This window comes from Sinorhizobium terangae (assembly GCF_009601505.1).
GTDB classification, from domain to species: Bacteria; Pseudomonadota; Alphaproteobacteria; order Rhizobiales; family Rhizobiaceae; genus Sinorhizobium; species Sinorhizobium terangae.
On sequence record NZ_WITC01000008.1, the window covers coordinates 43,094 to 54,958 of the forward strand.

Consider the following 11,865-nt stretch of genomic DNA (forward strand, 5'->3'; position numbering starts at 1 on the left):
GTGGGGCGCCTGCTAGAACAGCACTTTGCGGCGAGAAAGCGGCACATCGGCCACATTTCCCGCCACACCTGTGGACACCCGATCACGATAATTTCGCGCAGATCGTAAATGTGATCGGTTGTGGTCCACGCTATCCGGAGATGCACAGCGGTCCTGCAGCGCCGCGCGTCTTATCAGACGCGCAAAAGTAGCTGTAGCGCTCTGAAGTGCTGCAAGTTCTTATCCTAAATCGGCGACGATTTAAGGAAACATGCCGTAGGCTACGACATGCACCAAACAAAGAAGCGCGCCGCGTGAATCGGCCGCGGCGCGCTTCAGCAAGTAAAGACGCGGGATGCGGGCGGAGAACCGCTCGCGCTCCTCTCGTGCGCTTTATTCCATCAGGGGAGACCAGGCCGGGTCGGATGCAAAGCCTTGGGTCTGGACCGGCTGCTCGTTGTAACCGGTGAGGTCGATCGAATAGAGCTGCGGCCCGCCGGCACCGGCATTCTGGCGGAAGAACATCAGCACGCGGCCATTCGGCGCCCAGGTCGGGCCTTCATTGTGGAAGCCGGTGGTGAGGATGCGCTCGCCCGAACCGTCTGGCTTCATGACGCCGATCGAGAACTTGCCGCCCGACTGTTTGGTGAAGGCGATGAGATCGCCGCGCGGAGACCAGACCGGCGTCGAATAGGCGCCGTCACCGAAGGAAATGCGCGTCTGGCCCGACCCGTCGGCGCCCATGACGTAAAGCTGCTGCTTGCCGCCGCGGTCGCTTTCGAAAACGATCCTGCTGCCGTCCGGCGAATAGGACGGCGACGTGTCGATCGCCGCGGTGTTGGTCAGCCGCGTCGTGGTGCGGGAGCGCAGGTCCATCGTGTAGATGTTCGCGTTGCCTTCCTGCTGCAGGCTCATGATCACCCGCTGGCCGTCCGGCGAGAAACGCGGCGCGAAGGTCATGCCCGGGAAGTTGCCAACCACCTCGCGCTGTCCGGTTTCGAGCTGCAGCAGGTATACGCGCGGCTGCTGGTTCTCGAACGACATGTAGGTGATTTCCTGACGGTTCGGCGAGAAGCGCGGGGTCAGTACGATGTCGTTCGAGTTGGTGAGCGCACGCGCATTGGCGCCATCCTGATCCATGATCGCGAGCTGGCGCTTGCGCGCCGTCTTCGGACCGCTTTCGGCGACATAGACGATGCGGGTGTCGAAATAGCCCTTTTCGCCGGTGATCCTCTCATAGATCGCATCGGCGATGATGTGGGCGACGCGGCGCCAGTTTTCCGGCTGCGTGTAGAATTGCTGGCCCAGCATCTGCTGGCCGGCAAAGGTATCCCAGAGACGGAATTCCGCCTTCAGCCTGCCGTCGCCTTCCTGGGTGACGCGACCGATGACGAGCGCCTGGGCATTGATGACCTTCCAGTCCTCAAATCGCGGGGCAGCATCCGGGTTGGAAACTTTCTCGATGAAGGCGCCCTTGTCGATCGGTGCGAAAAGGCCGGAGCGCTTAAGATCGGCAGCGACGACGTCGGAGATCTTCTGACCGAGTTCCCCCTGCAGGAAGTCGGTCACCGCGATCGGCAGCGGCTCGACGTTGCCCTTGTTGATGTTGAGCTCGACGAGCGCGTTAGCAGGCGAGGCAACGAGCCCGCAGCCTGCGACGAGCACCATCAGGAGGCGAATAAAATTGCGTCTCAGCATTTCCATAAAGCCTTTCAGCCTCTCATTTTTCTAGGCGGGATGAGGAAAAGTGCGCGCGGTTTTCCGCCCGCTCCCGCCCCAACCTGTTTAGAGCATTGAGCTCGGGTCGAAATTGACGACGACCTCGCTCCACGAATCGTATTTGTCGGCCGGCAGTCCCTTGAAGGGTGCGGATTTGAGGATGGCGCGGCGAGCGCCGCCCATGAGCGCCCGGCGCGCCGCATCGGAGCCACCGCTCGCTTCCACTTCGGGCTCGCCGATCAGCTCGCCATTCGGGTCGAGCCGCATCGTTACCTTGATGCGGACATCAGCCGCGTCGGCCATGCCGGGGATGATCGACCAGTTGTTCTGGATCTGCCCGCGAAGCGCGTCCATTTCGCTCTGCGAAAGCGTGTTGCCGCTGGTCGTCTTCTTGCCGCCGAGCGCCGCCTCCTCGGTCGAGCGCTTCGCGCCGCCGCCGGAGGATTCCTGCTTGTTGAGCAGCGCCGCGATCTCGTCGGCATTGAAGTCGCTCTCCTTGGCGGAGGACGCCTTCTTCTGCTCCTTCTTGGTCTCTTCCTTCTTGCGCTCCGGTGTCTTTGCCGTCTGCGCCGGCTTTTCAACCTTGGGCTTGGCCATCGGGGTCGGCACCTTGTCCGGCAATGCCTCGGCCTCCGGGTTTTCGGCCGGCTGCTCTTCGGCCGGGGCCGGTTCCGGCTTGGTCTCGGGCTTTACCTCCTGCTTCGGCTCGGGCAGCGCCGCGACTTCCGTGGCGGGCTCGGAGGCCGGCTCGGGTTCCTCGACCTTCTCGATCTCCTCCTTGACGGGATCCGGTGTCGGCAGCGCCTTCTCGGTCTTCTCCGGCGCGGCCGCCGATTCATTCTGGACCGGCTTCGTGTTGGGCGTCGGCGGTGTCTTTAGGTCCACGTCGTTGTCGCCGACGTTCTCGGCGTTCTCGACCGGCGTCGGCTTCTTGGTCGGAACCGGGGAAGCCTTTTCCTTCGCGGGAGCCTTCTTGTCACCCTGCTGGATCTGCGTGATCGATTCGATCGGGACGATGTCGACGGGCAACGCCTCGACATCCGCGACCTCGAAGTCGGCCGGGCTACCGAGCGAAACCAGCGCCCAGGTCAGTACCAGGGCGTGGAGGACAGCAGATGTTGCGAGACTGCCCTTCATGACCGGGGATCACTTTTCCTGTTCTTGAAGCGTGACAAGGCCGAGGTTCTTGAAACCGGCCGCGGAGATCCGCGCCATGACCTTCATCACCGTGCCGTAGTCGGCATTCGTGTCGCCGCGCACATAGATGCGCTCGTTGTAGCCGGTGGTGGCAATGGCCTCGAGTTTCGGAACGACCTCGTCGATCCCGATCGGCGTTTCCTGCAGGAAGATTTCACCGGCCGGATTGACCGAAACGGTAATCGGCTGGGTATCGGAGTTGAGCGCCTTGGCCTGCGTCTCCGGCAAATCGATCGGCACACCCACCGTCATCATCGGTGCCGCCACCATGAAGATGATGAGCAGCACCAGCATCACGTCCACGAAGGGCGTGACGTTGATTTCGCTCATGATCGCCTTCTTGCCATTGCGCCGACGGCGCCCGCCGCCCGAACCCTTGGCTCCGCCAACTGCCATACCCATCAGCGTGGTCTCCGTGCTCGAGGGTCGTTATTGCGCGGCCTGGCGCGAGGACTGCAGCTTCTCGTCGATCTGCCGCGACAGGATGGCGGAGAACTCGTCGGCAAAGGCTTCCATGCGCGCCGTCAGCTTGCCGGCATCGGCGGAAAACTTGTTGTAGGCGATAACGGCCGGAATAGCGGCGAGCAGGCCGATAGCGGTCGCAAGAAGCGCCTCGGCGATACCGGGCGCGACAACGGCAAGGTTGGTCGATTTCGACCCGGCGATTGCCTGGAACGAGGTCATGATACCAACGACGGTGCCGAAGAGACCGATGAAGGGAGCGGCCGAGCCGATGGTCGCGAGCGAGCCGAGCCTTGCCTCGAGTGTCTCCGATTCACGGGCGAGCGTCACGTCCATGGCGCGGTCGATACGCATCTGCAGGCCGATCGGCGAGCGGGCGCCGCGCTCGAAGCTCTTCTTCCATTCGCGCATCGCGGAGACGAAGATCGCGCCCATGCCGGCCGTCTGCCGGTCGGAGAGCGTGCGATAGAGCTCTTCGAGCGATTGGCCGGACCAGAAAACCTGCTCGAAATTATCGAGCTGACGGCGAACACGGCCGTAGTTCAAAGTCTTGTCGACGACGATACCCCAGGTCCAGACAGAGGCCGCGATCAACCCCAGCATGACCAGCTTCACGACAAAGCCCGCTTCCATGAACAGCGACCAGAGGGTCACATCGCTCGTCGCGGCCAATCCAACCTGTTCCATCGTTTCCAGTCCCCGAATCCAAATACCCGGCAAGAGCGGTTCATGCTCATGACCGGGTCGCCCAAACGTCCTGTTGCAAAAATGCCCCGGCATCGCCGCTGATCGCGGCATTGCGATCTAATGCTTCAGGTTGCCTTCTTGCCGTCAATTTTGGTCAAAGGATGACGTGCACTGCACAAATCCTAATGCACGGATTAAGACACCATTATGGTTAAAGGAATGTTACCGGGCAGACATTCCTGTGGCGGACGCTCTGGAACTTCACCACGCTATCGCACGTTTTCCCCGCATGACGCTCCAGATGTCCGGAAAAGAGAAATCAGCGCCATCGCGGCTCGACCCCCGCGACCGCTTGATCCTTGCGCTCTATGCGCAATTGAAGGCCGAGCGAGAGACACGCTGCGCCTTCGAGGAGGCGATCGCAAACGGTGTGCTTTCGAAGGAAGTGCTCCAGGCACTGCTTGCCGATCCCGTCCCCACCGTCACCGGCGAGCACATCGCTGCCATCGAACGCGTGCTTGCGCGTGACCCTCCTCGCAACGAGCCGGAGCCGCGCCGCAGGCTCGGCCGGTGAATGGAGGAACGATGGCGGCTCGCGCACTTTGGAAAGGTCAACTTCGTCTCTCGCTGGTTTCGATCCCGGTCGAGCTGTTCAGTGCGACCCGCTCGGGCGCCAGCGTCTCATTCCGCCAGATCCATAAACCTTCGGGCAAGCCGATCCACTACCAGAAGGTGGTGGAAGGCGTCGGGCCCGTCGACGTCGACGATATCGTCAAGGGCTACGAATACGAGGACGACAAATACGTTCTCCTCGAACCGAAGGAGGTGGATTCGATCAAGCTCGAGACAAAGAAGACCCTGGAACTGGTTCAATTCGTCGGCGTCGCCGACATCTCGCCCCTCTATTTCGACAAGCCGTACTATCTCGTCCCGGCAGATGAACTTGCGGAGGATGCCTACCGGGTCGTGCGCGACGCGCTCCGGCAATCGGAAAGGATCGGCCTGGGTCAACTGACACTGAGAGGCCGCGAATATCTGGCGGCGGTCAACCCTGCGGCGACGGCCTGCTGCTGGAGACGCTGCGCTATGCCGACGAATTGCGGAAGGCCGACCCGATGTTTTCCGACATCTCCGGCAAGAAAGCTGAAAAGGAGCTGCTGGAGGTCGCCAGCGCCCTTATTGAGAAGAAAACCGCGCCCTTCGACGCCAACGCCTTCAAGGACAACTACACGGCAGCGCTGAAGGAGCTCGTCAAGCGCAAGATGAAATGCAAGTCGACGCGGGTCGCCGTCGAGGAAGGTGAACGGCCGGAGCGGCGTGGGGACAATGTCGTCGACCTGATGGCGGCGCTGAAGAAGAGCCTCGAAGGCGGCGAGGGGAAGAAGCCGCAGCCAAAGGCGCAATCCTCCTCGCGCCGCGGCCGGCGGAAATCGGCGTGAGGACGATCCATGGCTGCTCGCAACGAACCCCTTTCCGAATACAACCGACGCCGCGACTTTGCGAGGACGAGCGAGCCCAAGGGAACCGTCGCCCGGGGACATGCCGGCAGAAAACGCTTTCTGGTCCAGAAACACGATGCCACCCGCTTGCATTACGACTTCCGGCTCGAATGGGAGGGTGTGCTTAAAAGCTGGGCCGTAACGCGCGGCCCTAGCCTCGATCCCGAAGACAAGCGCCTTGCGGTGCGCACCGAGGACCATCCCTTGGCCTATGGCGACTTCGAAGGCACGATACCGGAAGAGGAATATGGCGGCGGCACGGTCATGCTTTGGGATACCGGCTGGTGGGAGCCGGATGACGACCCAACCCAAGGCCTGAAGAAGGGCAAACTCTCGTTTCAATTGCACGGGAAGCGGATGAGCGGCGGCTGGGCGCTGGTGCGCATGCGGCCGCGAGATGATGAGAAGCGCGAAAACTGGCTGCTGATCAAGGAAAAGGACAAGGACGCCTCGGACGATGGAGAACGCCTCGTTGAAGACAACCTGACGAGTGTCCGTACCGGCCGCACCATGGATGAAATTGCTGAAGGCAAGGGCGAAAAGCGGGGGCGGGTCTGGCATTCGAACAAGAGCACGGCCGCCAATCTCAAGGCCGGCGCGGTTGCCAAGAACGACAATCGACGCAAGCCCACGACCCGAAAATCCTCCGGAAAGCTGCCCGCCTTCAAGGCACCGCAGCTTGCAACCCTGGTCACGAAGGTACCCGCCGGAGACGAATGGCTGAACGAAGCCAAGTTCGATGGCTACCGCTTGATGGCTGCTGTTGGCGGCGGCACCGTCCGCTGCTACACGCGCAATGGTCTCGACTGGACCGAGAAGTTTCCGGCCATTGCCTCCGCACTTGCAGAGCTTGATTGCAAGTCCGCCCTGATCGACGGTGAAGTGGTGGCGCTGTCGGATGAAGGCTCGACTTTTTCGGCCCTGCAAAGGGCGATGAGGACCGGCGCCAGCACACGGCTTTACGCTTTCGATCTCGTCGAACTCGACGGCAAGGACCTGAGCCGCAAGCCGCTTATCGAGCGAAAGGAACGGCTGAAAGCCTTGGTCGACACGCTCGGCCCCACCTCGACCGTCCAGTACAGCGAGCATATTCAAGGCAAAGCCGAGCACGTGCTCGCCGCCATTTGCAAGGCCGGACAGGAAGGGATTATCGCGAAGGAGGCGAATGCTCCCTATCGCAGCGGACGCACCCGAAGCTGGCTGAAGGTCAAATGTACGAAACGCCAGGAGTTCGTCATCGGCGGCTACACCCCGTCGACGAAAAAAGGGCGCGCCTTCGCCTCGATCCTTCTCGGCACCTTCGAGGGTGATAAACTGGTCTACCGCGGCGGCGTCGGCACCGGCTTCGGGCAGAAGACCATGGAAGAGCTTGCGGCCGCCTTCGCAAGGCGAAAGCGCAAGACGTCACCGTTCGACAGCGTGCCAAAAGAAAGGAACCGGGATTCCGTCTGGCTGAAGCCCGATCTTGTGGCAGAGGTGGACTTCACCGAGCTTACCCATGACGGACATATCCGCCACGGCTCATTCGAGGGATTGCGCGAGGACAAGGAGGCCAAAGCCGTGAAACTGGAAAGACCGAACCCCACGGACGCCGCGGCGGAGACCGGGAAGGGCAAACGCGCGACGAGGGCACGGACAGTGGCGCCTGCGAAGGGCGATGCCGATATCCTCGGGATCCGCATATCGCATCCGGACCGCGTTCTCTTTGCCGGCCAGGGCGTCACCAAGATCGACCTTGCCCGCTACTATGCAGTCGTTGCGGACAGGATGCTGCCCTTCGCGGCCAACCATCCCGTTTCGCTGGTGCGCTGCCCGCAAGGCGGACAGCGGCAGTGCTTCTATCAGAAACATGCCAGCGACGGTTTTCCGAAGGAGATTCGTGAAGTTCCGATCGAGGAGGCGTCGGGCGAAACCGAGAAATACATGTACGTTCGCGATGCGAAAGGTCTCGTTGCCGCCGTGCAAATGGGTACGCTGGAGTTTCACATCTGGGGTGCAACGATCGACCGGCTGGAAAAGCCCGATCGCCTGGTTTTCGATCTCGACCCGGATCCCAGTGTCGACTTCGCCACCGTCAAGGCGGCTGCCGCCAGCCTGAGGGATGAACTTGCCAATATCGGCCTCAGAACGGTTGCCATGGTAACGGGCGGTAAGGGTGTCCACGTCATTGTGCCGCTTCGACCGCATGCCGAGTGGGACGAGGCCAAGGGGTTCGCCAAGAAGATGGCGCAGCGTTTCGCAGATCGCGATCCGGACAACTTCATCGCCACCATGTCGAAGGCCAAGCGCAAGGGCCGGATCTTCATCGACTGGCTCAGGAACGACCGCGGCGCAACGGCGATTTGCCCCTACTCCACCCGCGCCCGGGAGGGCGGGCCGATTGCGACACCGGTCGACTGGGATGAGCTCGAGGATCTTGAGGCCGCCAACACATTCCACATTCCGGACATTCTTGAACGCATCGAATCCGGCACCGATCCGTGGGCGGATATCGGCGAAATCAGGCAGTCGCTGACGAAGAAAATACTGAGTTCGGTCGGCGACTGATCTTCGACCACTGAGACTTCATGGCCGGGTCACTCGACCCGAGTCGGAATCTTGTGCCCTGCGGCGAGGAACTTTATCGCCAGCGCTTCCGGCAAGCGGCGCGGTCGGCCCTGCCCGTTGATAACGGCGATGATGACCTTGGCGGCGATCAGCAGGGTGCCGTCGCGACGGACCTCCTGCTGCAGCACCATTTTGGCACCACCCGCCTTCTCGGTCGTCGTCTCGATCGTCAGGATGTCGTCCATGCGCGCCGGCAACTTGAAGTCGATCTCCATGCGGTGAACGACGAAGACGAGGCCTTCCGTATCGCCTTCTATGGCAAGCGATGCCTGCTCGACGCCGAGCAGCCGCAGATAGTCGGTTCTGGCCCGCTCCATGAAATGCAGGTAGCGCGCATGATAGACGACGCCGGAAAAATCGGTGTCCTCGTAATAGACCCGCTGCACGAGTCGGTGGCCGTTCTCGGTCAGTTCGCCCGCGAGCGAAATTAGTGACATCGTCTCATTCTCCGGGAGGATTCTTCTTTTCCTGTGCAGGAACAAAAAGCCATTTGCAAGCATTGCAGCTTTGTCACAATCCTATCCTATCACCTCACCATGTCCTTCTTCGCGATCAGGAGAACCGTGCATGAAGATTGCAATCCTCGGCGGTGATGGTTTCGTCGGCTGGCCTACCGCGCTGCATCTATCCGATGCGGGCCACGACATCCATATTCTCGACAACCTTTCCCGCCGCTGGATCGATACGGAGCTCGGCGTGCAGTCGCTGACCCCGATGGACTCCATCCAGGAGCGCACCCGCATCTGGCATGCCGAGACGGGCCGGCGCATCCACTTCAACCTGATCGACCTCGCCCGCGACTACGAACTCCTCAAGAACTGGCTTGCCGAGCACCGGCCGGATGCGATCGTCCATTTCGCCGAGCAGCGCGCCGCGCCCTATTCGATGAAGAGCGACCGGCACAAGAACTACACGGTCAACAACAACGTCAACGCCACCCACAACCTCCTCAATGCGCTGGTGGAATTGAGCCTCGACGCTCACCTCGTGCATCTCGGTACAATGGGCGTCTATGGTTATTCGACCGTCGGCGCGGCGATCCCCGAGGGCTATCTGCCGGTCGGGATCGAAACGACGGATGGCGAGACGGTGAGCCAGGAGATTCTTTATCCGTCCAATCCCGGCTCGATCTACCACATGACCAAGTGCCTCGATCAGCTTCTTTTCCAGTTCTACGCCAAGAACGATGGTCTCCGGATCACCGACCTGCACCAGGGCATCGTCTGGGGCACGCACACCGAACAGACGCGCCGGCATCAGCAGCTCATCAACCGTTTCGACTATGACGGCGATTACGGCACGGTGCTCAACCGCTTCCTGATCCAGGCAGCAATCGGCTACCCACTGACGGTTCACGGCACCGGCGGCCAGACCCGCGCCTTCATCCATATCCAGGATTCGGTCCGCTGCATCGAGCTCGCGCTCAACAATCCGCCTGCGCGCGGCAGCCGTGTCGAGATTTTCAACCAGATGACCGAGACGCATCGCGTCCGTGATCTCGCCGAAATGATCGCCGCCATGACCGACTCCAGAATCGCCTGGCTGCCCAATCCCCGCAAGGAGGCCGCCGAGAACGACCTGGTGGTTCATAACGAGAAATTCCTGGCGCTGGGCCTCGATCCGATCCGCCTTCAGGACGGCCTGCTTTCGGAAATCGTCGATGTGGCAAAGAAATTCGCCTACCGCGTCGATCGTTCGCGTGTCCCGGCTGTCTCCGCCTGGACGAAGGACATTGCACCCTTGATCAATCACGATCCGGAAGGCAAGCGACTGAAATCCGTTTCATGACCCCTGCGACGCCCCAGCCGGGGGGGCTCCGCCCCTCCTCGCCTCCTGCCGCCCGCCACGCCTTCGTGACGCTCGTCACCAATGCCGAGTATGTGCTCGGCGCACGCGCACTGCTGCGGTCGATCCGGCTTACCCGAACGCCCGCAGATATCGTCGTGCTCTACACCGGCGGGGTGGATGCCGCCGCGCTCGAGCCGCTCACGCAATTCGATTGCCGCCTCGTCGAAACGGAGCTCCTGCCCCTTTCCGACGACTTCAACGCCCGCCATGCGCGCCGCAACGTCCACGAGAAGGTGCCCTTCACCAAGGGCCGGAAACCCGAATTCCACTCGCCGCTCGACAATTTCTGCAAGCTCCGGCTCTGGCAGCTCGTCGAATACGAGCGCTGCGTCTTCATCGACGCCGATGCGATCGTCCTGCGTAACATCGACAAGCTCTTCCGCTACCCGGAATTTTCCGCCGCGCCGAACGTCTACGAGAGCCTCGGCGATTTTCACCGACTGAATTCCGGCGTCTTCGTCGCGGAACCGTCGGTCGAGACGTTCGACAGGATGCTTGCGGTTCTGGACGCGCCGGGGGCCTTCTGGCCCCGTACCGACCAGACATTCCTGCAGAGCTACTTTCCCGACTGGCACGGCCTGCCGGTGACGATGAACATGCTGCAATATGTCTGGTTCAATCTGCCGGCGCTCTGGGACTGGCGCTCGATCGGCGTATTGCATTACCAGTATGAGAAGCCGTGGGAGGCGGATCACCCGCGCGCCGACGCTCTTCGGCCGCTGATCGAGCTCTGGCACGCCTACCTGACTGGCGAGAATATTCCGGACCTCCACACGCTCGACAATCCGCCACAACCCGGCGCCCTGACCCCATGACTCGCGTCCTTGTTTCCGGCGGCACCGGCTTCGTCGGCCGGTTCATCGTCGAGCACCTCATCGCCCACGGCTACAAGGCTGCAGTCGGCGGTCGCATGCCTCCGGCCACCGGGTTCTTCTCGCAGCCGGTAGCCTATGTTCCCCTCCGCCTCGACCCGGATGCGAACCAGATCACGGCATTCGACGACATCTATTATTTCGTACACGCCGCCTTCGAGCATGTCGAGGGCAAGTATCGTGGCGGCGAAGGCGCGGATCCGGAGGGCTTCCGGCGCGCCAACCTCGACGGCTCGGTCCGCCTTTTCGATGAGGCACGCGCGGCCGGGGTTCGCCGCTGTGTGTTTCTGTCGAGCCGTGCCGTCTACGGCGAAACGGCGCCGCCCCTTGTCGACGAGACGTCGCCGGCGATGCCCGACACGCTCTACGGCATGGTAAAACTAGCCGGCGAAGACGCCTTGAAATCGATGACCGGCCACAGCTTCGCCACGACCAGCCTGCGCGTGACCGGCGTCTACGGGCCGGCGGGTCCCGGGCGGAAACACAAATGGAGCAGCCTGTTCGCCGACTATCTCGCTGGCAAAGCGGTTCCGCCACGCGCCGGTACGGAAGTGCACGGCGACGACGTAGCTCAGGCTGTGAGGCTTGTGTTGGAGGCGGAGACCACCAAGGTCTCCGGCAAAGTCTTCAACGTCTCAGACGTGCTCACCGACAACCGTGAAATCCTCTCCATTCTGCAGAAGGCAACCGGTTGCTCCCATCCGTTACCGCCCGTGGCGGAGATGGCCGCTTTCAACGCAATGTCCACCGACAATCTGCGCGCGCTCGGCTGGGCGCCCGGCGGAAAGGACCGGCTAGCCGCGACGACCCGGGGGTTGGCGGGATACGGGACCTCGAACGCCGGCGATTGCCCCTCTCGTCGCGTTTAACTCGAGGAATAATCCTCTCCCCGCAAGCGGTGTTAGCGCATCGGCCCGAAAATCGGGCCCGATTTTCGGAAAGCACAATGCGTGGAATCAAAGAGTTACAGCGTCCTTTGTGCGTCCCAAAGGACG

General features: G+C 61.9%; 11 protein-coding genes and 1 pseudogene. 7 read left to right on the top strand and 5 right to left on the bottom strand.

Annotated elements, in window-relative coordinates:
• Nucleotides 1–372 precede the first annotated feature (372 nt).
• The 4 genes from tolB to tolQ all read right to left on the bottom strand — a co-directional run bounded on the left by tolB (nt 373) and on the right by tolQ (nt 4,044).
• Entirely contained in the window at nt 373–1,683 is a 1,311-nt protein-coding gene (tolB, locus tag GHK62_RS01195; protein ID WP_153436542.1) for a Tol-Pal system beta propeller repeat protein TolB, read from the bottom strand.
• Between the two features lie 81 nt (nt 1,684–1,764).
• Nucleotides 1,765–2,835 carry a hypothetical protein gene (locus tag GHK62_RS01200; RefSeq protein ID WP_153436543.1) on the bottom strand — a complete coding sequence of 357 codons (1,071 nt, stop codon included), beginning with the start codon at nt 2,833–2,835 and terminating at the stop codon, nt 1,765–1,767.
• Nucleotides 2,836–2,844: 9 nt separating this feature from the next.
• Complete coding sequence (gene tolR, locus GHK62_RS01205) at nt 2,845–3,297, bottom strand: protein TolR (protein WP_136508077.1); 453 nt, start codon at nt 3,295–3,297, stop codon at nt 2,845–2,847.
• Nucleotides 3,298–3,324: 27 nt separating this feature from the next.
• On the bottom strand, nt 3,325–4,044 hold the full coding sequence (tolQ, locus tag GHK62_RS01210) for a protein TolQ (RefSeq protein ID WP_136508078.1): 720 nt from the start codon (nt 4,042–4,044) through the stop codon (nt 3,325–3,327).
• Between the two features lie 301 nt (nt 4,045–4,345).
• Between tolQ and GHK62_RS01215 the strand changes: the two genes are divergently transcribed.
• The 4 genes and pseudogenes from GHK62_RS01215 (at nt 4,346) to ligD (ending at nt 8,090) form a co-directional block, all read left to right on the top strand.
• Complete coding sequence (locus tag GHK62_RS01215) at nt 4,346–4,618, top strand: hypothetical protein (RefSeq protein WP_153436544.1); 273 nt, start codon at nt 4,346–4,348, stop codon at nt 4,616–4,618.
• An 11-nt stretch (nt 4,619–4,629) separates the two neighbouring features.
• Nucleotides 4,630–5,046 (top strand): annotated as a pseudogene (gene ku, locus GHK62_RS35360) (non-homologous end joining protein Ku); the annotation flags it as partial.
• Nucleotides 5,047–5,159: 113 nt separating this feature from the next.
• Nucleotides 5,160–5,483, top strand: coding sequence for a hypothetical protein (locus GHK62_RS35365; protein WP_452595773.1), 324 nt, complete (start codon nt 5,160–5,162; stop codon nt 5,481–5,483).
• A 9-nt stretch (nt 5,484–5,492) separates the two neighbouring features.
• Entirely contained in the window at nt 5,493–8,090 is a 2,598-nt protein-coding gene (gene ligD, locus GHK62_RS01225; RefSeq protein ID WP_153436545.1) for a DNA ligase D, read from the top strand.
• Nucleotides 8,091–8,119: 29 nt separating this feature from the next.
• Here the strand turns inward: ligD and ybgC are convergent, their stop codons facing one another.
• Nucleotides 8,120–8,587 (bottom strand): tol-pal system-associated acyl-CoA thioesterase, encoded by a 468-nt coding sequence (gene ybgC, locus GHK62_RS01230; RefSeq protein ID WP_153436546.1) that lies wholly within the window; start codon nt 8,585–8,587, stop codon nt 8,120–8,122.
• Nucleotides 8,588–8,717: 130 nt separating this feature from the next.
• Between ybgC and GHK62_RS01235 the strand changes: the two genes are divergently transcribed.
• From GHK62_RS01235 to GHK62_RS01245, 3 genes are read left to right on the top strand one after another with little or no spacing between them, the layout of a single operon-like run.
• On the top strand, nt 8,718–9,938 hold the full coding sequence (locus GHK62_RS01235; RefSeq protein ID WP_153436547.1) for an NAD-dependent epimerase/dehydratase family protein: 1,221 nt from the start codon (nt 8,718–8,720) through the stop codon (nt 9,936–9,938).
• Nucleotides 9,935–10,813 (top strand): glycosyltransferase, encoded by an 879-nt coding sequence (locus tag GHK62_RS01240; RefSeq protein ID WP_153436548.1) that lies wholly within the window; start codon nt 9,935–9,937, stop codon nt 10,811–10,813. The genes GHK62_RS01235 and GHK62_RS01240 overlap by 4 nt, the downstream gene beginning before the upstream one ends.
• Entirely contained in the window at nt 10,810–11,739 is a 930-nt protein-coding gene (locus tag GHK62_RS01245; RefSeq protein ID WP_153436549.1) for an NAD-dependent epimerase/dehydratase family protein, read from the top strand. Before GHK62_RS01240 ends, GHK62_RS01245 begins: the two co-directional genes overlap by 4 nt.
• Nucleotides 11,740–11,865 lie beyond the last annotated feature (126 nt).